The sequence below is a fragment of the Bradyrhizobium nanningense genome, assembly GCF_004114535.1.
In the GTDB taxonomy this organism is placed as follows: Bacteria; Pseudomonadota; Alphaproteobacteria; order Rhizobiales; family Xanthobacteraceae; genus Bradyrhizobium; species Bradyrhizobium nanningense.
The window spans coordinates 100,684-124,121 of the sequence record NZ_LBJC01000016.1; the positions used below are offsets into that span (position 1 = coordinate 100,684).

At 58.0% G+C, this 23,438-nt stretch carries 20 protein-coding genes and 2 pseudogenes; 18 read left to right on the forward strand and 4 right to left on the reverse strand.

The genetic code is table 11. The features are described from left to right. The first annotated feature begins 793 nt into the window (after window positions 1–793). The 3 genes from XH84_RS10890 to XH84_RS10900 all read left to right on the forward strand — a co-directional run bounded on the left by XH84_RS10890 (window position 794) and on the right by XH84_RS10900 (window position 4,549). On the forward strand, window positions 794–2,041 hold the full coding sequence (locus tag XH84_RS10890) for a CaiB/BaiF CoA transferase family protein (protein ID WP_128948245.1): 1,248 nt from the start codon (window positions 794–796) through the stop codon (window positions 2,039–2,041). Between the two features lie 108 nt (window positions 2,042–2,149). Next, entirely contained in the window at window positions 2,150–3,343 is a 1,194-nt protein-coding gene (locus XH84_RS10895; RefSeq protein ID WP_128948246.1) for an acyl-CoA dehydrogenase family protein, read from the forward strand. 48 nt (window positions 3,344–3,391) lie between these two features. Then, window positions 3,392–4,549 carry an acyl-CoA dehydrogenase family protein gene (locus XH84_RS10900; protein ID WP_128948247.1) on the forward strand — a complete coding sequence of 386 codons (1,158 nt, stop codon included), beginning with the start codon at window positions 3,392–3,394 and terminating at the stop codon, window positions 4,547–4,549. Between the two features lie 349 nt (window positions 4,550–4,898). On the opposite strand, the gene XH84_RS10905 is transcribed toward XH84_RS10900, so the two are convergent. Further along, window positions 4,899–5,198, reverse strand: a complete 300-nt coding sequence (locus tag XH84_RS10905; RefSeq protein WP_128948248.1) for a hypothetical protein — start codon at window positions 5,196–5,198, stop codon at window positions 4,899–4,901. Window positions 5,199–5,501: 303 nt separating this feature from the next. Between XH84_RS10905 and XH84_RS10910 the strand changes: the two genes are divergently transcribed. The 9 genes from XH84_RS10910 (at window position 5,502) to XH84_RS10950 (ending at window position 15,793) form a co-directional block, all read left to right on the forward strand. After that, the gene (locus XH84_RS10910; RefSeq protein ID WP_164937356.1) at window positions 5,502–6,662 is read left to right on the forward strand and encodes an extracellular solute-binding protein; all 1,161 of its coding nucleotides are present in this window, start codon (window positions 5,502–5,504) and stop codon (window positions 6,660–6,662) included. 484 nt (window positions 6,663–7,146) lie between these two features. Further along, window positions 7,147–8,061 (forward strand): ABC transporter permease, encoded by a 915-nt coding sequence (locus XH84_RS10915; protein WP_128948250.1) that lies wholly within the window; start codon window positions 7,147–7,149, stop codon window positions 8,059–8,061. After that, window positions 8,051–8,851 (forward strand): ABC transporter permease, encoded by an 801-nt coding sequence (locus XH84_RS10920; RefSeq protein WP_164937357.1) that lies wholly within the window; start codon window positions 8,051–8,053, stop codon window positions 8,849–8,851. Before XH84_RS10915 ends, XH84_RS10920 begins: the two co-directional genes overlap by 11 nt. Window positions 8,852–8,946: 95 nt before the next feature. Continuing rightward, window positions 8,947–9,969: an ABC transporter ATP-binding protein gene (locus XH84_RS10925; protein WP_283811943.1), complete on the forward strand. Its 1,023-nt coding sequence runs from the start codon at window positions 8,947–8,949 to the stop codon at window positions 9,967–9,969. A gap of 74 nt (window positions 9,970–10,043) precedes the next feature. Next, window positions 10,044–10,826, forward strand: a complete 783-nt coding sequence (locus XH84_RS10930) for a carnitinyl-CoA dehydratase (RefSeq protein ID WP_128948253.1) — start codon at window positions 10,044–10,046, stop codon at window positions 10,824–10,826. 575 nt (window positions 10,827–11,401) lie between these two features. Continuing rightward, entirely contained in the window at window positions 11,402–12,127 is a 726-nt protein-coding gene (locus XH84_RS10935) for an aspartate/glutamate racemase family protein (RefSeq protein WP_128948254.1), read from the forward strand. Between the two features lie 32 nt (window positions 12,128–12,159). Continuing rightward, complete coding sequence (locus XH84_RS10940; protein WP_128948255.1) at window positions 12,160–12,633, forward strand: acyl-CoA thioesterase; 474 nt, start codon at window positions 12,160–12,162, stop codon at window positions 12,631–12,633. A 70-nt stretch (window positions 12,634–12,703) separates the two neighbouring features. Next, window positions 12,704–13,585, forward strand: a complete 882-nt coding sequence (locus tag XH84_RS10945; RefSeq protein WP_128948256.1) for a beta-keto acid cleavage family enzyme — start codon at window positions 12,704–12,706, stop codon at window positions 13,583–13,585. A gap of 786 nt (window positions 13,586–14,371) precedes the next feature. Next, window positions 14,372–15,793 (forward strand): aldehyde dehydrogenase family protein, encoded by a 1,422-nt coding sequence (locus XH84_RS10950; protein ID WP_128948257.1) that lies wholly within the window; start codon window positions 14,372–14,374, stop codon window positions 15,791–15,793. 309 nt (window positions 15,794–16,102) lie between these two features. Here the strand turns inward: XH84_RS10950 and XH84_RS41375 are convergent, their stop codons facing one another. Then, window positions 16,103–16,237 (reverse strand): hypothetical protein, encoded by a 135-nt coding sequence (locus XH84_RS41375; RefSeq protein ID WP_283811941.1) that lies wholly within the window; start codon window positions 16,235–16,237, stop codon window positions 16,103–16,105. Window positions 16,238–16,487: 250 nt separating this feature from the next. Next, window positions 16,488–17,091 (reverse strand): annotated as a pseudogene (locus tag XH84_RS40680) (transposase); the annotation flags it as partial. A gap of 1,057 nt (window positions 17,092–18,148) precedes the next feature. Between XH84_RS40680 and XH84_RS10960 the strand changes: the two are divergent. The 6 genes and pseudogenes from XH84_RS10960 (at window position 18,149) to XH84_RS10985 (ending at window position 22,746) form a co-directional block, all read left to right on the forward strand. Then, window positions 18,149–19,282 (forward strand): amidohydrolase family protein, encoded by a 1,134-nt coding sequence (locus tag XH84_RS10960; protein ID WP_128948259.1) that lies wholly within the window; start codon window positions 18,149–18,151, stop codon window positions 19,280–19,282. After that, on the forward strand, window positions 19,279–19,716 hold the full coding sequence (locus tag XH84_RS10965; protein ID WP_208757066.1) for a Rieske (2Fe-2S) protein: 438 nt from the start codon (window positions 19,279–19,281) through the stop codon (window positions 19,714–19,716). The genes XH84_RS10960 and XH84_RS10965 overlap by 4 nt, the downstream gene beginning before the upstream one ends. Before the next feature lie 307 nt (window positions 19,717–20,023). Next, window positions 20,024–20,437, forward strand: a complete 414-nt coding sequence (locus tag XH84_RS10970; protein WP_128948260.1) for a hypothetical protein — start codon at window positions 20,024–20,026, stop codon at window positions 20,435–20,437. Window positions 20,438–20,514: 77 nt separating this feature from the next. After that, window positions 20,515–20,838 carry a 2Fe-2S iron-sulfur cluster-binding protein gene (locus tag XH84_RS10975; protein ID WP_128948261.1) on the forward strand — a complete coding sequence of 108 codons (324 nt, stop codon included), beginning with the start codon at window positions 20,515–20,517 and terminating at the stop codon, window positions 20,836–20,838. Between the two features lie 418 nt (window positions 20,839–21,256). After that, window positions 21,257–22,334 (forward strand): annotated as a pseudogene (locus tag XH84_RS10980) (IS256 family transposase). 118 nt (window positions 22,335–22,452) lie between these two features. Next, on the forward strand, window positions 22,453–22,746 hold the full coding sequence (locus tag XH84_RS10985) for a hypothetical protein (RefSeq protein WP_128948262.1): 294 nt from the start codon (window positions 22,453–22,455) through the stop codon (window positions 22,744–22,746). A gap of 98 nt (window positions 22,747–22,844) precedes the next feature. Here XH84_RS10985 and XH84_RS39625 read toward each other — a convergent pair whose 3' ends face one another. Beyond that, window positions 22,845–22,994: a hypothetical protein gene (locus tag XH84_RS39625; RefSeq protein ID WP_164937359.1), complete on the reverse strand. Its 150-nt coding sequence runs from the start codon at window positions 22,992–22,994 to the stop codon at window positions 22,845–22,847. Between the last annotated feature and the right edge of the window lie 444 nt (window positions 22,995–23,438).

Here is a 23,438-nt window from a genome sequence, read left to right on the forward strand (position 1 = left end):
TGTTGGTAAGGGTGGTCCCAAGCGAGCTTACCCTCTGCCCACGGCCCTCGCGGATGCGGAAATCGTGATCCTTTCCGTCCAAATCACGTTTATAGGTCTGCGTGTGGCCGAAGCTTTCTGCTCAGCGCGCTCGAAGCGCGATCTGTTGCGCCTTGGACGAGCTGAGGGGCTTGAAGGCGTTGGCGATGTCCGGAACACGAGCTGTCGGCCTTTCTTGCCGATGTTATCGGGAAAGCTACCGCTGAGAAATGGCCTTCGAGCTTCAATGAAGTCGATGGCGGTGCCGCAGTTTACGAGAGTATCGTTGCCATACGATCGGGACATTCGAAAATTGCGGTTGGTTCTCCAGGAGCCGAACAGGAGAGCTACTCTTTCTCAACATTTCGCGACCATCCCGGCGGGCATACGCAGGTTGATCATTACACGCTCGATAATCGGAAAAATCGTGCGCCACCTCCCGCGGAGAAGTACGTCGCTTCGACGCGAAGAGTTCCGTCGGCGCTGCAACGCCGCGAAGCCGAAATTCACACGTGGTCTTGCCCGATCGTCGGAAGTGAAAGCTGGAGGTATTTTGCCCAGCTGGAGAGCAGACCAACGCACGCGTGCAGCGGATACGAACACCCATTCATCTGAGATGCGAGATGAAACGTGGCAATCCACCGAATCCGATCAGTGAGACACGCACGACTAGGTGCATGGCACCTCTGAACTTCTGCAAGAAAAAAGCACAAACGGGAACTGAAGCGGCTCACGTTCGGATCCAAGAAGAGAAATTCACGAAGGGATTGTTGTGATGGGCGGTGAACAACAAGCAGCCGGCACGTCAGAGACAACACGAGACGCAGCCGCGCAGGACCTTTGTCGCCGGCCTCTCCAAGGGATCCATGTCGTGGACCTCACCCACGTTTTGGCGGGCCCACTCTGCACGACGATCATGGCGGACTTGGGAGCAAATGTCGTGAAGGTTGAAAGGCTTGGTGCAGGCGATATCTCGCGCCAAGTGGAGCCTTTCCACGAGGGGGAGAGCCACTACTTTGCCGCTCTAAATCGCAACAAGCGTAGCCTGGCCCTCGATCTGAAGCGGAGTGGGGCGAGGCACGCACTTGAAAAACTGGTGCAGCGAGCGGACGTTCTAGTCGAGAACTTTCGTCCAGGGACGCTGGACTCGCTCGGTTTCGGTTACGATCGTCTTTTGGAGCTAAATCCTGGACTTGTGATCTGTTCTATCTCGGGTTTTGGACAGACTGGGCCACTTCGAGACTACAAAGCATTCGACCTAGTAGCGCAAGCGATTACGGGGGTGATGAGTCTGACCAGAGAACCGGGGAGACCGCCCCTCCGCATTCTTATCGGCGATATTTTTACTGGCATTTACGGCGCCGTGGCCGTCGCTTCAGCCTTGGTCGGTCGCATCAAATCCGGCAAAGGGTGCGTGATTGACCTAAGCTTATTCGAAACTCTCCTTACTACCTTCCCGTTCTTTGCCGGCCGCTATTTGGCGGATGGTGAACTCCCCCCGCCAATAGACGCTTGTCCCAACGCGGTCCCGTATGGTGTCTTTCCCGCCGCCGATGGCGACCTCGTCATCGCGGTTTATGGCGATCATATGTGGCCATCACTATGCCGCGCTCTCGAGCTGCCAGAACTCGCTGCAGATGCAGAGCTGAATACAAATGCTGCCCGTGTCAAACGTTCGAGGGAAATCGAAACTGCTCTTGTCGAGCGATTAATGGCGAAGACGGTTGCGCAGTGGTGCGAAATACTGGCGGCCGCGGGAATTCCGAACGCTCCGATCCTTAACATCGGTGCTGCACTGGAGCATCCACACACGCGCGCTCGGGGTATGATCGTCGAGTTCGAGCATCAAAAATGCGGGACTATCAGAACCGTTGGCAGCGCCATTCACATCAACGGCGAGCCAATCCCAGGATCTACAACACCCGGACCGATGCTTGGAGAGCATACCGAACAAGTACTCGCAGAGCTCGGTTACGACCCCGCAATGATTGCGGACCTTCGAGACGAGGGTGCAATCGGATAATGATGTTACAAAAGCCGGGCAAAGCGTTTACGTTCGTTCAGAGTCGAGAGATGCTTATCGCGTGCTCCGCACCGACCATCTCCACAGATCGAAGCTGAGGAAGGTTCAATGGATCTCACCTTCACAGAAGGAGAGCGGGCGTTCCGTGACGAGGTTCGTCAGTTTCTCCGCGACAACGTGCCGCCGGAGACTCAGCGCAAACTCGTGGAAGGCCGACGGTTGTCGAAAGACGAGATGATCGCCGGAGCGCGTGTCCTCAACAAAAAGGGCATCCCGTACTGGCCCAAGGAGTACGGCGGAGCGGGCTGGACGCCCGCGCAACAGTATATCTTCGAAGAAGAGGTACAAGCATTTACCGCGCAAACCATGTACGATTTCGGCGTGTCTCTCATCGGACCGGTGATCTATACTTTCGGCAACGACGCCCAGAAGAAATACTACTTACCTCGAATCATCAACGTAGACGATTGGTGGTGCCAGGGCTTCTCGGAGCCTGGCGCGGGTTCCGATCTCGCCTCCCTCCGGACACGGGCCGTGCGCAATGGCGACCACTACGTCGTTAACGGCCAAAAGACGTGGACCACACTGGCACAACATGCCGACTGGATATTCTGTCTGGTGCGGACCAATCCCGATGCGAAGAAGCAGCTAGGCATTTCCTTCCTCCTCATCGACATGAAGTCACCAGGTGTCACCGTCCGTCCGATACAGTTGATCGATGGGGACTATGAGGTCAACGAAGTCTTTTTTGACAACGTTCGCGTCCCGGCCGAGAATCTCGTCGGCGAGGAGAATAAGGGCTGGGAATACGCCAAGATGCTGCTCGGCAACGAGCGCTTCGGCGGTGCCTGGGTCGGCGCTTCCAAGGAGCGCATCCGCCGCATCAGGCACCTTGCCGCGCGATCTCAAATTGGCGGTGAGCGGCTAATCGACCAGGTAACCTTCCACCAGAAGGTCCTTGAAATCGAGGTCCAACTGAAGGCGCTAGAAGTGACCCAGCTTCGGGTCGTCGCTAATGCATCAAAGAAGAATAGTATGCGGGACCCTGTGAGCTCCATCCTCAAGCTAAAGGGCGCGGAAATCCAGCAAGCGACTGCGGAGCTCCTTATGCATGTGATCGGACCTTATGCTCTCCCCCATTTCTCGGAAGAGGAGTTCGAGGACCGTAATCAGGCCCCCATCGGTCCTGATTGGCCCCCGATGATCGCGTCCACTTACTTCTATAGCCGCGCGGCGTCGATCTATTCGGGATCTCGAGAAATTCAGAAGAATATCATAGCGAAAGCGATCCTCGGGCTCTAGCACTTCGAAGGCCGTTCGCACTGCACCCGATCCAGGAGAATTTCTACAGTGAATCTTGATCTGTCGGAAGAACAACGGCTTCTCAAGGACAGCGTAGAGCGACTGCTGCTTGAGAGCTACCGACTGAACAATCGCCGCACTTATCAAGCGGGCGAGCGAGGCTTCAGTGATGAAATGTGGTCGCGGTATGCCGAGCTCGGGCTTCTGGCGTTGCCGTTCTCTGAAGAGTTCGGTGGCTTCGGCGGTGGTGCGGTCGAGACCATGATTGTAATGGAGGCCTTCGGCAAGGCGCTCATTCTGGAGCCCTATTTCGCGACGGTGGTCCTTGCCGGTGGTGTGGTTCGACTTGGAGCAAATGAATCGCAAAAGGCGAAGCTGATCCCAGCAATCGCCGAAGGCCGGACAAAAATGGCCTTCGCGTATGCGGAGCCGCAGTCACGCTACGACCTCTTCCACGTTGAGACGCAGGCGAAGAATGACCGCGACGGGTGGGTTCTAAGCGGCACAAAGGGCCTGGTCCTTCACGGCGAGGCGGCCGACAAGATAGTCGTATCAGCGCGTACGGCAGGCGACACACGGGACAAGAAAGGAATTGGGCTCTTTCTTGTCGATGCCCACGCGCCGGGTCTCAGAAGTCGTGGGTATCCGACACAGGATGGTCTGCGTGCCGCCGAGATCACGCTCGAGAAAGTGCGCGTTGAGGAAGTCGATGTCATTGGCGATCCGGCGGGCGCGTTCCCGGTCATTTCTCGAGTCGCAGAGGAAGCGATCGCAGCACTTTGCGCAGAAGCCGTCGGTTCCTTTGGCGAGATGCTAGCCATCACCGTCGACTACCTCAAAACGCGCGAGCAGTTCGGCAAAAAGATTGGTAGCTTCCAGGCGCTGCAGCACCGGGCGGCCGACATGTTTGTTGAATTGGAGCAGTCCCGCTCGATGGCGATGTATGCCGCGATATTGGCAAGCGAAGGCAACGCGACCGAGTGCAAGCGCGCGATTTCGGCGGCAAAGATCCAGATCGGTCGGTCGGCAAAGGTGATCGGTCATGAATCGATCCAGCTTCATGGCGGCATCGGCATGACGACGGAATACAGTATCGGCCACTACTTCAAGCACGTCATCATGCTGGACGCTCTGTTTGGCGATACCGACTATCACCTGAGCCGCCTTGCGAAGCTCGGAGGACTCAGCAAAGAACAGGCGAACTGAAATACCAGTCGGCAAGGTCAAGTGAGTACCAGAGCTCGTCGGTCACTCGCCCGCCTTTGCCTTCGGATGAACGGCCGGCACTCAGCGCCGCAGCTATCGGTGATGGGCGGGTTGTGATGACCGCGGCCCGGAACGGCCGCATCTACGATGCGATCAGGAATTCCGGCGAGCACTTTGAGAGCATATGTCGCCGCGCAGCTGAACGCGCCTTTCTGGATACTTCCCAAAGGCGCTCAGCGGCGGGACAGTGCCAACAATTCTATCGCCATCGCCTGCCCAAGGTGAAAGCGGCCTAACGCGCTAGGTTCCTAACGTCCCGGCCAACAAGGATGCGATTGCTCTTAGCGATTCAGTGATCCTGGTAGACCTTCCGACCGTGTCCGAACACATGGGCAAAGCTCTGCGTATCGAAGACGCCTTCTGTGTCGACAGGGGTGCCGAGCGGTGCAAGCGCATTACCGGCTGGATAGCGAAGTAGCACCGATTGAAGGAGCGGCGACACGAGCCGGACGATAAATCGATGCGATAGTGACTCGCCCACCGGCGGCCCCGCCAGCGCGCCACTACGGATCAACCCGCAGCGGGATCGAACCTTGGGTGCAAGCGATTGTGTTTCTGCACGTGAAATCGACTTCAGCGTCTTGTGCAACTTCGGCTCACACCCAATCATTTTCACCTCGAGCACGAGCTCAGGGACCCACGAATTAATCCTCGAGACATCCCGTTTTCGAAGTAGGTCTGAAGCGCGCACACATCGCGTGAGGGTTGCTAAAGTGGATCGGTGGTTGATTAGCGCCCTAAATCTTCGCCCCAGCTCGATCACGCGCACAATTCCGGCTGGCTCAGCCGCAAAATCGGTGAACTTGGTTTCATGCCGTCCCCTATAAACGACGCGGTGCGTACGGCCGCTGTCCGGATTGAGCTGCGGTGGCGCAGCGGACGCGCGTCCTCAATGAAGATCGACGCATTGATGAGGGGCGAGATCAAGTTTTCCGAACTTCCTACAGGCGAGAATGCTTCTAAGTTGTCGCGCAACAAACGTCACTGGGAACTGGGAGGAGATATGAAAAGGCGTACATTTCTAAAGTTGTCGATGGCGGCTGCAGGCGGTGCTCTGGCCGCTCCCTATGTCCATGCGCAATCGAAGAAGTTCGCGGGCGTTACGTTGCGCATGAACGGCTTTGGTGGAAAGTGGGACGCTGCGCTCTTGAAGGCGGCCGCTCCGCTCGAGGAGAAACATGGACTCAAGGTCCAAATGGATACAGGCACCCAATCAGCGCAGTTGATCAAACTTCTCGCCCAAAAAGACGATCCTCCGTTTGATGTGTTTCAGGGTGATAGCCCTTACATGATCGAGTTGGCTAGGAATGGCATGATCGAGGGGATTAAGGTCTCCGATGTCCCCAACATCAAACGAATACTTCCTGGGTTTCGTGAATTTGGCGACTATGGTGTGCCATTCAGCTTGACGAGTATGGGGCCGGCGTACAATCCAAAATTCGTCAAACCAGCGCTGACGTCGTACTCGGATTTGGCGCGGCCTGACTTGAGGGGGCGCGTGGTTGTTTTCCCTGCCACTTCAAGTCCCGGCAGTTTGTTTCTTCTTGGTCTCGCAGAAGAAAATGGTGGCTCGATCTCAAACATGGAGCCGGCATACAAGATCCTTGAGGCGGCAAAATCGAATATTGTTGCTCTGGCACAATCGACAACTCCCCAGATGCAAATGTACCAAGCAGAAGAAGTCTACGCCGGCGTATTCTGGAAGTACGGTACCTACCAGTTGAACAGCAAGGGCTTTCCCATCGAATTCGTTGTCCCGCCTGTAGGTATCTACTCCGTGACGACATATCTAAATGTTGTGAAAGGCACGAAGTTTTCGGAAGCCGCGCATGCCCTAGCAGAGCAGTTCCTTTCGGACGAAGGCATGCTCGCCATAGCGGACGGAACGCGCTCTGACATAGCGACCGACTTCAAATTGCCTGAAGAGCTTCGCAACAACGTCGTGTTCGCTTCGCCTGAGCGGATTGCCCAGAAGAAAAAGATCGACTGGAAAACATGGGAAGAAGGCCACAGTGATCGCATCGAGCGGTTCAACAGGATCATTCGCGGCTAGTCGTTGGAAATGAGAAACTTGGGGCGAGGATCGGGTGTTCAGGTGCTGCCCGTATCAGCCCTGCCCCAAAAGTGCACGGGAACGGCGTCCACTTCTCGCGTCCTTTCGGTTCGCGCATGGGGCCATGTTACCAGGCTGCTCAATGAGCTGAGTCGTTGCCACAGAAATAGAACGCGTAGTTCTCGATGCTGCCAATCACGTACGAGAATTCAGGCGGTCAATAGAACAAACCCTTGATGAGCAGATGATCTCTTTGCGAGGGGCGCGATCATGCGACCTAAAGGTGAATACGTTCTCCATTAAGCTTTGCGAGTAAGTTCAACGTGAGTTCGTGCTTACACAAAAGGACCTCGTGCATCGTGATGCCCGCGATGTGGGTCCGGGGCGCGGATCGGCCGCAGAAGCTCCCGTCGAATCAAACGCAGCGTGCTAACCGCGACGCTGCCCATTGACGCGCATTTGCGAAACAGAGGGGACTGCAGGATTGAAAGTATTCTCTAAACTCTTTGAAAGCAACGTGGCAAGGTGCCTACTAAGTCGTCGCAACACGACGATAGTGCTTTTGTTGGCACCAATGGTCTTAGTTCTAGTCGGATTTCTCGTGGTGCCTTTGTTTGGATTACTGCGATCGAGCTTTCTGCCCGGAAACCGGCTTCTCGAAGGAACTGGCTTCAGTCTGAAGCAATATCTCATCTTCTTTTCGGACTCCTATTATTCGTCAATGTTGTTGGAAACCGTCGTGGACGGACTAGTTGTTACGCTAATCTGCCTAGCAATTGGGTTTCCGACCGGATACTCCCTCGCTCGTCTGCCGCCTTTCGCACGCCGGTGGAGAATGCTTATCGTAATCTTGCCGCTGACGCTCAGTCTCGTGGTCGTGGTCTTCGGCTGGATGATCGTACTCGGGCGCAACGGGCTCCTTAACGCGTTTCTTGTAAATGTCGGCATTCTATCCACGCCGAAAACATTTCTTTTTAGTCGGCCAGCCGTCGTGGTCGTTTTGGTGCAGCAGTTCCTTCCATTCATGATCTTGTCCATCATGAGTGTGGTTGCGCAGATCGATCCTGTACTGGAACAGGCCGCTGCAAATCTGCGCTCCAATCGCTTCACCACATTCCGCAAGGTTATCATTCCACTTGCGCTTCCAGGCATTATCGTTGGGTTCAATCTCGTATTCGTATTGTCGATATCAGCATTCGTCACCCCTCGGATCATCGGCGGAAGTCGAGTTGCCATGATTGGAAGCCTGATTTACGAGCGCATGATGGCGGAGCTAAATTGGCCATCCGGGGCAGCAATGGCTGTGGTGTTGTTCATCTGTGGGCTTGGCTTTACAGCGGCTCTCAATGCCCTGGCTACCTCGCAGTTCATCGTTGGGAGGCGGCGCCGTGAAGTCTGATCTTACCGACTATGTGATGCGTGTCGCGGGAGCCGCGATTCGCGCGCTGGTCTACACGATGTTAGCTATTCCCGCGATTCTGGTCATTGTGTCGTCTTTCACTAGCAGCGACACGATGGAGTTTCCTCCAACGGGGTTCTCCCTGCGATGGTATCGAACGGCGCTCGAAAGCGATCGCTTCATGGGGGCGCTTTGGACCAGTACATACGTGGCTGTGCTCGTAGCAGTGATCGCGCTGGTCGTTGGCTTCGCCGGTGCGTTTGCGATAAATCGATTTTCCTTCCGCGGAAAAGCCGTTCTGTTAGGGTTGGCATTCTCACCACTGATCGTACCCGCCGTGGTACTTGGAATCGGGTTGTTACAGCTCTTCGTGTGGCTCAATCTTGCCCGAACGGTCTATCCCTTGCTCATTGGTCATCTGGTTCTCGCGATTCCGTATGTTGTGCGGACGGTACTCGCGAGCCTTGCCCTGCACAATGTTCAACTCGAAGAGGCGGCAATGAATTTGCGGGCTACCCCGCTGCGGGTTATTCGGCGTGTCACTCTGCCGCTTATTTTGCCCGGATTGCTGTCAGCGGCGATCTTTGCCTTTGTTACATCGTTCGGAAACGTGACCGTGTCGTCATTCCTCACCTACGGTGGCCATGCGACTCTGCCGGTACGGATCTTCGCTTACATGGATAATAGTTACGACCCGCTACTGGCGGCAGTGTCGAGCATCATGATTGTAGTGACACTGGTCATCATCGTGATAATCGAACGGCTGATTGGCGCTGAGAGATTAGCGTAAGGGGAACGACTTTGTCCAAAGAGCGAGACAGGAACGGAAGCGAAAGTGATGACTTTGTCGTCGAGTTGCGCTCGGTGTCAAAATACTATGGCGAAGTGGCGGCTGTAGCAAATACGTCTCTTGACGTGCGGCGTGGCGAGCTCCTTTGCCTACTCGGGCCGTCTGGTTGCGGTAAGACGACGACGCTGCGGATCGTAGCTGGCTTTGTTGAGCCAACCTCCGGTACCGTGAGCATCAACGGGGTCGATATGACCCACCAGCCGCCTTATAGGCGAGACACTGGGATGGTTTTTCAGAGCTATGCGTTGTTTCCGCATATGACGATCGCCGAAAACATCGCATTTGGATTGGAAAACCTAAAATGGCCACGCAAAGAGCGGGAAAAGCGTGTAGAGGAGATGCTCAAGCTCGTTGAGCTGCCGCATTTGGCCAAACGACTGCCGAGCCAACTGTCTGGCGGGCAGCAACAACGGATTGCGCTTGCGCGCGCCCTTGCAATGCGCCCAGCCTTGCTTCTTCTCGATGAACCTTTTTCTAACTTGGATGCACAGCTGCGGGTCCGTGTGCGGGAAGAGCTGCGGGAGGTCGTGCGTAGGGTGGGAGTCACAACCCTGTTCGTGACTCATGACCAGGAGGAGGCGCTCACGATGTCGGACCGCATCGTGGTCATGAACGCTGGTCAGGTTGAACAGATTGGTACTCCCGGTGAAATCTATGAGGCGCCAGCGACGGCATTCGTCGCAAAGTTCATTGGTTGGTGTTCTCTGCTGAAAGGAGCCGTCGGATCGGATGGCGCCTTCACGTCGTCCGCTGGATTGCGTCTTCCGGGTAATTGGACCGCAGGACCTGGAACCGCGGTTATACGACCCGAGCACGTCAGGCTTTCGTCGGATGACGCAGCTGCGACCTCTCACCGGGCTCGAGTCCTTCAGACGCACTACTATGGCGGCGCGACCCGGGTCGTGCTCGACGTTCATGGAGAACAACTCACTATGCAGGAGCGCTTCTCGTTTGGGCGATACCCGAAAGCTGGGGATCTGCTTGATATCAGTATCAATGCACGCGATGTGCGGATCATTGCGGCGAATGAAACGCCTTCGAATAGCGCGTCAGTTTAGGTCTGAGCCAGTGTCTAATTCTACAGCTGACAAGCGCGACTGGGTCGTTGCTGGTGATGGGAGGAGAATAAAGAGTGGCTGAAGTCGTGACTACGCGACGCGAGGGTGCGATCCTGGAGGTCACGCTCGACCGACCAAAGGCGAATGCCATCGACCGGAGCACATCTGTTCTGATGGGGCAGATATTCGAGACCTTCCGCGATCATCCGGAGCTACGGGTTGCGATCCTGAAGAGCGCCGGCGATAAGTTCTTCTGTGCCGGGTGGGACCTCAAGGTGGCGGCGGACCGCGACGAGGTTAACGCTTACTACGGTGTCGGTGGGTTCGGCGGGCTGGAGAGACTGCGCGATCTCAACAAGCCCGTGATTGCCTGTGTCAATGGTATAGCGGTCGGCGGCGGCTTCGAGCTGGCCCTTTCCTGCGATCTGATCTATGCTTCTGACCATTCCTCGTTCGCTCTGCCGGAGATCATGGCCGGGCAGCTTGCGGCCAGCGCAGCGATAAAGCTGCCCAAGCGAATCCCGCACCATATTGCGCGTGAGCTTCTGCTAACGGGGCGCTGGATGGATGCCGCCGAGGCGCATCGTTGGGGGCTGATCAACGAAGTTCTGCCAAGGGAAAAGCTTGAGCAGCGGGCCTGGGAGGTTGCAAGGCAGCTCGCGGCTGGCTCGCCGCTCGTCATTGCTGCGGTAGAGGAGACGATGCGCGTAGCGGAGGCGCTCAGCTACCAGGACGCTATTACCCGGGTGAGCAGCCGCCATCTTGCGACCGTCGACAAGCTTTACGGCTCGGACGATCGCATGGAAGGCGCCCGAGCATTCTCAGAAAAGCGCGCGCCGGTCTGGAGGGGAAGGTAGGCGAGCTGGCCGAGCCGCGAGTCCGCCGAACACGGCCTCAACATTCCGTCTTCATGCTGAAATACGAAGTGATGCCAGGCATGAACCTTATTCAGGAAAACGGAAGTACCTGAAGCATCCTCGCGCTTACCTGCTGCCCGGCCACGCCGGAGGCATTCGTGCTACAAAGATGCCGATTGTCTTAGGGGGCTCTTCAACGGCAGGCTTTGACATGCATCAGGTAAGTGCCCACGGCTGAGCCGCGGTTCGTCAACCACGGCTTGGACCAGCATTTGCTCACTGAAGAATGAATCGTGCCGGCCTGGAGTAAGCATCGGACAGTTTATTGGACCTGCGCGGCAGGCGCCCATTCAAGGGCTGGGGGCCGACGAAAACCTGCATCGGCACACGCATCCTCCTCCGGTGAGCCCGCGCGGCCAACGCATGGAAAGGACCCGATGATCTCGTAGGCGCGAAACGTCGCAATCCCCTCGCGAAACACACGATTCCGACCAAAATTTCGCTGAATTCGAAGAAATCCAGCCTCCAGGGCTACTATAGTCGATTTGTCCCACCTTACCCATTTGGTTATCTTCATGGCATCGTATCGTACAGGCTGTCTTGGAATCCTTGACTTCGACCGCGAGCCGGGCTGGGTAAGGCCCACACCGCCTCCCGGTTCGCTGATGAGTCCGGACACTTACGGTTTTCCCGTCGCCATCGAAAGCGTCAAAGGGTCTACGGTGAATCGCACGATGAGTGGCGATCTCACACTCGTCCCAGCCTACATCGCCGCCGCACGCAAGCTGGTCGAACGAGGTGCGGTGGCTATCGGTTCCAACTGCGGTTTCGCGATCCGCTATCAAGGCACCGTAGCGGCTGCCGTGGATGTCCCTGTGATGCTGTCGACCCTGGTTCTTCTGCCGGCTCTGCTCCGCCAGTTGCCCGCGAGCGCCCAGATCGGCGTTGTCACGTCGGATTCGACACTCTTCGCTGAAGATCTCCTTGGCATCACCGATCGAGCCGAGCGCGCAAGGGTTGTCGTTGTTGGCGTCGAAGGCGGCAACCTGTCCCGGAATTCGGCGATGAACCGGTCGACAGAGCTCGGTGAGATCGAGGAGGATGTCGAGGGCTGCGTCAAGCAGTTGCTTGACGCAAATCCGAAGGTTGGCGCGCTGCTGTTCACCTGCACCCTTTTCCCGGCGATCACACCTGCGATACGTCGCAAGTTCCGGCGACCGATCTACGACATCTCGACCGCGTGCAGACTTGCGCTCGAATCTGCTGTTTCTACAGGACTCGTACACGCGCCGAAAGAATAGCTTCCGTGGGGTTGGTAGGAGCGGTGGACCGCATGACCTTCATTTATCGCTGCCCGGTTCGGGCGTCCTGGCTCGATATCAATGGGCATATGAATGTCGTTCCGTACTTCGAGGTGTTTTTCGAGGCATGCACTCTGGCCTGCCGAGATCTTGGACTGGGGCTGACCTATTTCGAGCAGGGCCAATCTCTTTTCGCGGGAGATCTCCACATAACCTACGTCCGGGAGGTTCGTGCAGGCAGTACCCTCACCGTCAAGACGCGAATCATCGACTTTGACGCCAAGCGCTTTGTGCTTCATCAGGAGATGATCGATGACCGCGATGGTGCGCTTGCGGCGACAGCGGAGCACATACAGCTCAACGTCGGCGTCGGGAGCCGAAAAGTCGAGCCGTTCCGTGCCGAGATTTTTGAGGCGCTGCGCAAGGCCCGGCGGGATCACGGCGAAAGCGTGCCGCGGAACGTCGGTCGCGCCGCGACCCTCAACGCCGGCGCACCCGAGCGATGACCGGTCCAAACACTTTTTTCTCAATTCCGTTTCGGGGACAGTCCCAACGGTACCAATAGAGGAGTCCCTGATGTCCCGAAAAGTCATTCTGACCTGCGCAATCACTGGCGGAAATGCGGCAGTCGTTGCAAAGCATCCGCACATCCCCAAGACTCCTTCGCAAATTGCGGAAGCGGCCATCGAAGCAGCGAAAGCGGGGGCTGCCGTCGTTCACATCCACGTCCGGGAGGAGGACGGGTCGCCTTCGAACCGTCTGGAGCTCTATGAGCAGGTCGTAAAGAAGCTGCGCGACTCGTCCACCGATGTCATCATCAACCTGACATGCGGAATGGATGGGAGCATCACGCTAGACTCCCTCGACCCGCCGACCCTCGGTAAGACCACTAGTCTCAAGAGCCCGAAGGACCGTGTCCTGCAGGCGATCACCCTCAAGCCGGAGATCGCCACACTTGATTGCGGCGTTCTGGCGTTCGGCGAATCGATCTATGTGGCGCGAATGTCCGACTTGCGCGAAATGACGAAGCTTATGCAGGATGCGGGCGTCAGGCCCGAGATCGAATGCTTTGACCTCGGCCACATCGAAAATGCAAAGAAGCTCATGGCAGAAGGCACTCTCAAGGGCCCGCCGCTGTTCCAGTTCTGTCTCAGCACCGGTTACGGCGCGCCAGCGGAGCCGATCGTCATTCAGGCGATGAAAGAGACACTGCCTCCCGGCGCGATTTGGGCCGGATTCGGCTGCGGTTCGGACGAAATGCCCACGGTCGCTGCAGTCGTGAGACTAGGAGGGCATGTTCGGGTTGGTCTGGAAGACAATATCTACCTGCGGCGCGGCGTGCTGGCATCCAACGCCGAACTCGTCGACAACGCGGTTGGGATCATTGAAAGGATGGGCGCCAGCATCGCCACGCCCGCCGAAGCGCGACAAATAATCGGCTTGGTGAAGCGCGGTTAGTAATTTCATTCCCGCGGGCTTCCTGCGAACACGAAAGCAACAGGCGGGACTGTGGGAGCTAGCCCCGCGGAAGAACCTAACGTCATAACCATGTAGCGTTCGCGCAGGTCACAACCGGCATCACGTAGCAGTTCAATGGAAACCATCGAGGAGCACTCACGCGTAGACGGGCACTAGCGGAGTACGCGGTCGCTATCGGACGGGGGGAGTTGTACCAGAGGGTGAGAATCGGCCGCGCGCCCAATCCCGACGTGTTCGTTTCAGGCCACAAGGCATCTTAAAAACCTTCGACTGGGCCCCTCCGATCCACAGAAGCTCTGCCACAGTCCGGCGGCCGGCACGATAACGAGAACCGCAAGAAAACTGTTCCCATCATAAAGTCAGGCCCAAGGTGTGGGCCCGGCCTCGGGTCAAAGATGAGCCAGGCACGACGCGTTAATTAGAAACTGTCTTCGTAGAAGGATACACATGAATGGAGCTGGCATGTTTCTGCTGACGGCAACAGAAATCGGTCGTCTCACAGATGCTGTTCCCAGCAAAGAAGATGCTCCACTAGCTAAAGCCTTGACTGTTCGCAGATCTTCTTCATTCATTAGCCGATTTTCGCGCCCTTGAACATCGAAGCGTCCTTATGCTGATAGCGTGCGCGGGTGCACGAATGGCCAGCCCACCGGGAGCGAAACGTTATGGCCCCGCCAAGGAATGTCTGAAGCGTTGCTCCAAAATGCCCGCCTCGCCAGACTACCTTAGATAACTGGAGCTCGGAGAGGCTCAAGGAAGAGACTGATGCGTGAATACCTGAAGTTCTTCATCGATGGCCATTGGGTTGCCCCGGAAACTCCAAAACAGATGGACGTCGTCAATCCGGCCACTGAGGACGTGTGCGGTTATATCTCAGCCGGGTCGCCCGCCGACGTCGATAAGGCTGTGGTCGCGGCGAAGAACGCGTTCGTTACCTTCTCGCAGACCAGCCGAGAAGAGCGCATCGACCTCTTGCAGCGCACCCTGGCCGAGTACCAGAAACGCTATAACGACTTCGCCAAAGCAGTAACCGAGGAAATGGGCGCGCCCGCAAGTCTTGCAGATCAGGCGCAGGCTTCCTCGGGCATTGTCCAGATTAACGCCGGTATCGAGATCTTAAAGACTTTCAAATTCCAGGAAGACCGTGGCACAACGCGCATCGCCAAGGAGCCGATCGGTGTGTGCGGCATGATCACTCCCTGGAATTGGCCGATTTACCAGATCGTCTGCAAGGTGGTACCGGCGCTCGCCACCGGCTGCACGATGGTTTTAAAGCCCTCCGAACAGGCACCGTTCAGCGCCTCCATCTGGGCCGAAGTCATGGACGCGGCGGGCGTTCCGGCGGGCGTTTTCAACATGATCAACGGCGCAGGGCCTGATGTCGGAGCTGCGATCGCAAGCCATCCCGGGATTGACATGATTTCATTTACCGGCTCAACCCGTGCCGGGATCGAGGTTGCTCGCACCGCCGCCGCGACGGTCAAGCGCGTGTCGCAGGAGCTGGGTGGCAAGAGCCCGAACATCATCCTCGAGGACGCCGATTTCGAAATCGCTGTCAGCCGTGGCGTACGCTCGGTGATGAGCAACTCCGGTCAGTCCTGCAATGCACCTACTCGCTTGCTGGTACCAACAAGGAAGATGGAGGAGACCATCGTTATCGCCAAGCGGGTAGCGGAAGCCACCAGTGTCGGCGATCCAAACGACAACGTCACCATCGGGCCTGTGGCCAACAAAAACCAGTGGGAGAAAGTTCAGCGTCTGATTCAGGCGGGCATCGACGAGGGCGCGACGCTCGTTACCGGCGGGGTAGGGCGTCCGGACGGGCTCGACAAGGGGTTCTATGTGAAGCCCACCGTGTTCGCGAATGTGAAGAACCATATGACCATCGCGAAGGCAGAGATTTTCGGACCAGTGCTGTCAATCCTCAGCTACGAGAGCATTGACGACGCAGTGAAGATTGGCAACGACACCGAATATGGTCTAGCGGCCTATATCTCGGGGTCCGACATGAAAAAGATCCGTGCCGTGGCCTCGCAGCTACGTGTCGGCCAGGTCTCTATCAATGGCGGTGGCGGCGACGCGACCGCGCCGTTCGGCGGCTACAAGTACAGCGGCAACGGCCGCGAAGTAGGTGATTACGGGTTGCACGAGTACCTGGAAATCAAAGCAGTCCTCGGCTATCGATGATCGCGTCCAGCCGAGAGCCGTACAAGATCGGTCTGTCCGCTGTCCCGTCGTTCCTTAAGGTTGCATCGTCCCCTCCGATGCGACCGCGGAATCACCCCTCGATTCGAGGGAATCTGGGGGGGCTGTGAGGTTGCGTGGCAAAGGCCAGCCGCGAGCTCTGTCGTAGCGTGCGATCTTATAGAAGCCGGAGAGTGGGCGCTGTGGGAATACTGCAGCCAGTACTGCTGCCGAGAAGGCGCGCCCGCGGTCGTAGCGCTTCGGCGAGACTTCGGCTGATGGGAGTGGCCCCGTTGGTCGGGGCCGATCCAGCTAGGGATTTGCTGCGCTGGGATGCGCGGCCGAACGATTGGCGGGATGTTCGGCGACGAACGCGGCCACGGCGACCTCGGACGTCGCCACCGAGAAGGTGATCACGGAAGGGGTGGATGATGCAGGCGTGGTCATGACGTGTCACAACGAAACGGACGGTTGCGCGCGCCGGCTCGCTGGACGACTTCGAAGCGCCGCATGGTGCGCCGCAATATGGGCGGGGATCTCGCAATGACACGGGGATCGCCGCTGGCTTCTTGATCAGCCGCAGCGTTGCGGACAAGAAGTTGACGGCAAAGGGCGATGTTGTCCTTGCGTCCGCCAAGGCGAGGGAGCCATGGTCGCGGATGGGTGGAAGCCTTCCGGGAGGGTTGTGCAGGAGAAAGCGACGCATGAACTCATCGGCATGAAGTGTCATCACCTTGGCTTTGCGATTCTGCCGATAATCCTTCCAGGAAAAGCTCACCTTGCCATCGACGAGTGAGATCAGCCTGCTGGTGGCAACGGCGACGCGCGTAGCCGCAGAGATAGCCAGCACCTGTTCGTCCGCCGAATGGCGGCTTGGCATAGACGACCCAGTTGATCCGTCGGAGCTGATCGAGCCCCTGGGTGAACGCGGCGAGATAGGCGAGATAGCCAAAAAAGCCCAAGTGCCCGGCCGCGACGGCAGCTTGCGGTTCTTGCAGAAACAGGCGCCGGAACAGTGAGAGCGGATGCGGACCGGCAGGAAGAAGCCGGGCCGGCAAGCGACCCAGCGTGTGCCGTCGGGCGATGGTCCACCACCAGGCACGATACCGGTGGACATGCGGATGAAGTTGCAGGGTCTGGCCCAAGTTATGAAGGAGGGTGGTCACGCTGAGCGGGGCGCCGAGATGCGTGGGGCACGCCGCGATCGCGGTGAGCGTCTCCGCCGCGCAGCGAACAGGATGGCATAGACCACCGCCTTGTCGCGGCACTTGTTTCTTGGTTGTACGTCCTCCGCCAAACATAGGCGAGCATCGAAAAGCTTCGATGCTGGCCCGGAAAGCAATCTCTCTGGCCGGCGCCGGCAAGGTGAAGACCGCGTGGAAAGACGGCACGGGACACCGCCGCCCGACGCGCCGTGATCGGGCCCTCACGCGTCGGCTCCACGCGACCGAGATGACCGGCGTGCGCCTTCCCCGCACCCAGACGGGATTCTCCAGAATTGTCGAACCGCGATAAATTGACGAGGAAGCTCAGCACGCCTGTGAGCCCGCACCGGTTTTCCTCCTCAATTGCCTTGGTGAACTCCGCAATAGTCTTTATTCCGACCTTGGAGCCCGGCCGCTTCAGGTAGTTGTGGAACGTCGTGAGGACCGACACTACAAGCCACGAGCGTCGCAATCCGTCAACCGAGGAGTCGGCCGTCCCTACGCCGAAATAAAGGGGATCGTCGATCAGAACGGCGCCGTGTCTTCCAAGCCCCTCTTTGCTCTCTATCCCTTGCTGCGCTTCCGCAAGGGGTATCTAATCAAGCCAAAGCAGATTGGCGACGTCATTCATTGACCAGGAACCCGGGGGATACTCAGAATACTACATCGGTCGCGGTGGGATGCATTGCATTGACCTGTGATCAGAAGGCAAAACCTTCTACTCCAGTTGGCCATGGGGGGGCAGGACGCTCGGGGTAGCTAAAACTAAGTATCCTCTCACCATTTCTGCGACGAAATTCCGCGCCAACTTGGTAAAATTTGCCGAATTTATGCGCCCCGAAACAGAACTGGACGCTTTTCTTTTTCAGCAGCTGCTAAGTTCTCCTTTGCGGTCGAGAGTGGCCGACCAATGGGACCGTTATGTATGGATAGCGAAGGCAGGGCCGTGCGCCGACGGCTTAGTTGCTTCCTCGTGCGGCCGCTCCCGTGCGAGCGTGAGGTTAGCCGGTCGGCGTGGTCCAGTGACAAATGATCCAATTCTGGTCAGCAGGAACGAGCCTGTCCTTGCAGATAATTGGTGTGAAATCCCCACCCGTACCGGTGCAGGTTAAGTTGCTACGCTGTCAATTCAATGATCGAGGGATGTGAGAAAATGCCTGTACAAAGCAATCGCGTGGCGAGCGACGGAATGGTTGTTGTCGATTGTGACATCCACGTCAATGATCTTCCGGAGTTTTTGGCGCCTCATTGCGAAATGCCTTGGCGCAAGTCGCTCGAGATACTTGGTGCGGCCCCAAGGCGCTATTTGGACATCCCAGGATACGCGCCCAGCTTCGGACTGCATCCGCCGATTCCTGGCGGCCATTCGGCCAGGAGCGTCAATACCCCACAAGCAATGCGCGATGAACTTGATGCTTTGGGTATTGACTACGGCATCCTGCTGCCAGATCATTTGCTGCTTTTTGCGACGCTGCCGAATATTGAATATGCGACAGCGCTCTCGCATGCTTATAATCGCTGGCTCGTTGCGCAATGGATACAAGCGGGCAGCGGTCTCTACGGCGCGATAATGGCCTGCCCGCAAAATCCCGAAGATTCGGCTAAGGAGATCGAGCGCTATGCCGGCACGCCCGGCATCTGCTCAGTTTACCTTCCTACGGCTGGTGTCGACCCGCTATGGGGAGCTCGTCGCTACGACCCGATCCTTGCAGCGGCCGAGGCAGCTGACTTGCCAGTGATCTTGCACAGCGTCACCGTGACATCACCGGTGTTTCCTGCTCAGATTAACCAGTTCGAAAACCACTTTGGCCGCCAGGTGATCGGACATGCCTTCTCGATGATGGCCAACCTGGTCAGCATCATGCATACCGGGGTCCCCGCCCGCTACCCGAAGTTAAAGATTGTCTTCACCGAAGCCGGTGTCTCTTGGGTCCCGTGCATGATGTGGCGCATGGACCGGTATCATCAGGAATATCGTCGGACCGTGCCGTTTCTTGAGGAGCGGCCGAGCGAATACATGCGCCGGCAGATGTGGTTTGCAACACAGCCGCTGGACGAACCAGTCAATCCGAAGCATCTTGTCGAAACGATGGAGCACTACGGCGGCGCTGATCGTACGCTGTTCGCGTCGGACTGGCCGCATCACGACTTTGACCATCCGCGGGGCCTAGCGAAGCTGCCTCTGACACAGGAGCAACGCCGCAAGATCATGGGTGAGAACGCGCTCGGCCTTTTCAAGCTTCCTATGCCAAACAGGCTTTCGAAGAGGGAGATACATTCAGCATGAGCGGCAATCAAGAGATGGCGGAACGTGCAAGTGAAGCCGAGACAAAGTCGCAGCAGCCTGCATCGACTCCGGTCGATTATCCCGTCGGGCCGGCCAGTGACTTTCCTCCCGGTTCGCACAGGATTGTTCAGGTTCGCACGCAGGAAGTCGGAGTGTTCAACGTCAACGGCAACCTGCATGCTCTTGTTAACGTTTGCCCGCATCAATACGGGCCGGTATGCGACGGCCCTGTGGGCGGCGAGATGAGGTGCAACGCCAGCACAGGTTGGAAATTTCAATGGAGTCGGGATGGCGAGATTCTCATCTGTCCGTGGCACGGCCTTGAGTTCGACTTGACGACCGGGCGTTGTCTGGCTCCAAAGGAGATGCGCCTGCGCAAATGCAAGGTGAACGTGGTCGAAGGCGAGGTGCGTGTGAGCCTGACCGGTGGCTGAGGCCGCGCCTCCGCACTAGCGAAGGCATGAGCGCTCGGTCCCGCACTGCCCAGCCTACGGATCCTCGATCTCGCTCAGTAGGTATGAGCGTCATTCAACCAGAGCTTTGGCAAGCAAGGCGCTGAGTTATCAAAAGCGAGGCTCCACTGAACAGGGGCCCGACGCCAAATTTTGTGAATGGGGCGCGACCTTGCGGCCGACATTGCGCTGGAGAACAATCGCTGGTGAAGCTGAATTGCCAAAGCCTAGCGGATTTTCTCGCCGCGCAGAACGTCGGACCGACCTGCCGGTCGCCATTGGGACAATCATGTTCGTGGTCATAGTCGAGACCCAGATTGATGCCGAGGAGCAGTCCGGCAGGACGGCCTATCTCGCGAAGCTCGAATACGAAGCCGGCGGGGCTGTCGGCGAAGTCCCTGGTCTCGAGGTACTCAACCAGGAGAATCGCCACGCTTTAGCGATGCTGGCGAGGCCGAACGAATTGTTCTTGGCACGGCGCTGGTGGCGAATGGGCAACGAGGATGGCGGCGGCGAGGTGCTCTTCACTGTCGACCACCACGGCAACATCATCCCGCTCGACCACAACGAGGCGGAGGCGCTGCTCGTCGACGGGGGAGCTCGGAGCCTCGTAACTTTCGGACGCCGCGCACCGCCTGGGAACGTTTTCTGCCGGCCGGCCTCGCTGTCAGCGCAGCCGATTGTGCGAGCGGCTCTGAAGTGACCCCGAGATTGTATGCCAAGCCGCTGTCGTCGAACGGCGTGTAGCCCTTTACAATTACCGCGAGAGATCCTAGCAAAATGCCCCTCATCCACTACGTGGCCGCAGACGGCACCCGAAGCTCTCTCGATATTGAGGACGGTACCAGTGTGATGCAGGGCGCCGTGTTCAACGGCGTCGAAGGTATAGTGGGGGAATGCGGTGGCAACGCGATGTGCGCGACCTGTCATGTCTATGTCGACGAAAGAGATCTCGACCGGCTGGAAGCGATGGATGAGCTAGAGAACGAGATGCTCGATGCCACAGCACGTCCGCGACGGGTAAACAGCCGGCTATCGTGCCAGATCAAGGTGAGCGCCGAGCTTGAGGGACTGATCGTGAACATGCCTGACAGCCAATATTGACACGCAGGCATGTGGACCTCGCCAGGCCGCAGCGGCCTGGTCGCTCGGGGATGTGCGGGCAAAGGGAGGCGGTCTATCTGATTTGCAACAATCGCTGGCCGCTTGGTCCGCGCAGCATGCATGCCGGACGGAAGTGCCGGCCCGCGCCCGCGGCTCGAGTGACGGCAGCCGCCGCCCCCGTGCGAAGGCTCCAGCATCTTTACTGATGTAGCACGGCGAAATAGGTGCAGCGCAAGTGACTTCGCATTCTGTCCCTCGGTCCAGTCGAACATTAGCGTGTGCAACGGCTCGCACGCCTCTAGTATTGGGAGGCGACGGTAGTGTGCGGGAGGTTCTGCAAAAGCTGAGAGGCTGAAGCGCTCATGGTAAGTCCGGTGATTGCGAAGATCACCGCTCGTAGAGGAGCTTGGTACCCGCCATGACCGTGACGAAGATTAGGACGGATGTCTTTGCAATCAAAGAGTTGTTGAGGTCGGACAAGGAGTTCCTGAAGCCGCTGATCCAGGGTGCGGTGCAGGAAATTCTCGAGGCCGAGATGACGGAGGCGTTGGGCGCGGAGAAAGGGGGAGCGCAGAAGGACGGCCTGGCTATCGCTCCGGCTACTATCATCCCCGCTCGCTGATCACCCGGGTCGGCAAGATCGAGCTGAAAGTGCCGCAGGACCGGCAGGGGCGGTTCTCGACCGAGCTGTTCGAGCGCTACCAGCGCTCGGAGAAGGCGCTGGTGGCGGCCTTGGCCGAGATGTATGTGCAAGGCGTCTCGACTCGGAAGGTCAAGCAGGTCACCGAGGAACTGGTGGGGCATGCCTTTTCGGCCTCGGCGATCAGCGCGATCAACAAGCGGCTGGATGCGTCGCTGAAGGCCTTTTGCGAACGCAAGCTCAAGGAACCGTTCCCCTATCTGATCCTGGATGCGCGCTATGAGCGGGTGCGCGAGGACGGCATCATTGCGAGCCAGGCGGTGCTGATCGCGATCGGCGTCGACTGGGAAGGCCGGCGTCAGGTGCTCGCGGTCGAGCTTGCCAACCGGGAGAGCCGGTCGAGCTGGAAGGAGTTTTTGGAAGCCCTGAAGGCGCGCGGCCTGCATGGCGTCGAGTTTGTCGTCTCCGACGATCATCCCGGCTTGAAGAAGGCGATCGCCGAAGTGCTCGCCGGCGTGTTCTGGCAGCGCTGTTATGTGCACTTCCTGCGCAACGCGCTCGACTATGTGCCGCGCAAGGTCGACGACGATTGTCTGCTCGAGCTGCGCTGGATGTACGACCGGCGCGATCTTGGCGAGGTGCGGCGCGATCTGGCGGCCTGGCTCGGCAAATGGGGCGGCAAGAGATCCGGCGGCGCACCTGCGTGGTGCGAATCTTCCCCAACGCCGAGAGCTGTCTAAGGCTGGTGCGGGCGCTGACCGTCGAGCGCCACGAGGCCTGGCTCGAGGACCATCGCTATCTGAACATGGATCTGTTGAAGGAGCACAAGAAGGAGACGTTGCGCCGGGCGGCCTGACGATGCTCAGGCCCACCAAGAGGATGGACGGCACCCCTCTCCCCGCCGTCGCTCGCCAGCGCTGCGCTTGGGGCGAGCGAGCGACGGCGGCTCCGAGGGGATGGCTTGGCCGGACCCCATGATCAATTTTGCTGAACTTGACGCTCAGAACTGGAGGCGACCAACACCAACTCCCCTGAAAGACACGCATCCATTCTACCGGAGCGTCGGTAGCACATTAGCCCAATCAGCAGGTCGCCACCGCCACGTGGCGACATCACTCGCTCGCGCGCCTTTAGTGCGTAATTTAGATGAAGAAGTCTTCATCCGCTGGCTTTCGGCGGCTCCTGATGTTGATGGCCGTGCAGCCGGCGGCGGCTGCCGTCTTTTAAAGTTTGGCAACGACAAGCGCTCAACCCTATTTGCCCCCTGACAATTTACGCCGATCCGCTCGTCACTCCGCGAAATTGCTTTTGGAAAGGTCTCGGACAGCGGGTAGAACCGACATCGAACCGCGATGCATATCTGCGGTTACGCCCCTTCCGTCTGAGCGGTGCGGTATTGAATGTCGAAACCCGCATAAGATTGGCTCTTCAGGCTCGTCACTCGTACTGTAGGGACGTTGAAATTCCTCGAAAAAGGCTGCCGAATACCGAATTTCAGCGCCAGCACGCCGCTCATTGCATTACTCAGTCTTTGAATTCGTCGTAGACGCGTGTGTCGAACGCAACCCGTGCTTTACCCGCAAAAACGGAAACCGCATGACTTTCGATAGGTTGGTTCAGAGCTGCAAGCGTTCTGGGGTGATCGTCCCCGAAGTGCTTGATAAGGAACAGCTAGGGTGCACAGGGCTCATTGCGCGTGCGGCCAAGTTCACCGAGCACGCCGCCGTTTACGACCTCGAGCCCTGTCACGCTCCTGAGGACCCGCGAGCGGGCCGCATCAATCAGCCGCATAAGGTACACCCGATTTCTGATCGGACCGTCCGCAGCCCCGCTGTGATGGATATCCTGACCATCCTGATTGGCCCCGGTTTGCGCCTGAAGGGCTCAAGGCTGGACATGAACTCGGCGCAGTATGGCTGGCGGGTCGAGTGGCATGAGGACTGGGCTTGGTGGTGGTGTA

Coding starts and splice junctions, on each gene's coding strand:
- XH84_RS10950 (WP_128948257.1), top strand. CDS start 14,372: ATGCGTGAATACCTGAAGTTCTTCATCGATGGCCATTGGGTTGCCCCG.
- XH84_RS10895 (WP_128948246.1), top strand. CDS start 2,150: ATGGATCTCACCTTCACAGAAGGAGAGCGGGCGTTCCGTGACGAGGTT.
- XH84_RS10985 (WP_128948262.1), top strand. CDS start 22,453: ATGATCAATTTTGCTGAACTTGACGCTCAGAACTGGAGGCGACCAACA.
- XH84_RS10965 (WP_208757066.1), top strand. CDS start 19,279: ATGAGCGGCAATCAAGAGATGGCGGAACGTGCAAGTGAAGCCGAGACA.
- XH84_RS10890 (WP_128948245.1), top strand. CDS start 794: ATGGGCGGTGAACAACAAGCAGCCGGCACGTCAGAGACAACACGAGAC.
- XH84_RS10940 (WP_128948255.1), top strand. CDS start 12,160: ATGACCTTCATTTATCGCTGCCCGGTTCGGGCGTCCTGGCTCGATATC.
- XH84_RS10970 (WP_128948260.1), top strand. CDS start 20,024: ATGTTCGTGGTCATAGTCGAGACCCAGATTGATGCCGAGGAGCAGTCC.
- XH84_RS41375 (WP_283811941.1), bottom strand. CDS start 16,237: ATGACCACGCCTGCATCATCCACCCCTTCCGTGATCACCTTCTCGGTG.
- XH84_RS39625 (WP_164937359.1), bottom strand. CDS start 22,994: ATGAGCGGCGTGCTGGCGCTGAAATTCGGTATTCGGCAGCCTTTTTCG.
- XH84_RS10910 (WP_164937356.1), top strand. CDS start 5,502: ATGAAGATCGACGCATTGATGAGGGGCGAGATCAAGTTTTCCGAACTT.
- XH84_RS10945 (WP_128948256.1), top strand. CDS start 12,704: ATGTCCCGAAAAGTCATTCTGACCTGCGCAATCACTGGCGGAAATGCG.
- XH84_RS10935 (WP_128948254.1), top strand. CDS start 11,402: ATGGCATCGTATCGTACAGGCTGTCTTGGAATCCTTGACTTCGACCGC.
- XH84_RS10960 (WP_128948259.1), top strand. CDS start 18,149: ATGCCTGTACAAAGCAATCGCGTGGCGAGCGACGGAATGGTTGTTGTC.
- XH84_RS10975 (WP_128948261.1), top strand. CDS start 20,515: ATGCCCCTCATCCACTACGTGGCCGCAGACGGCACCCGAAGCTCTCTC.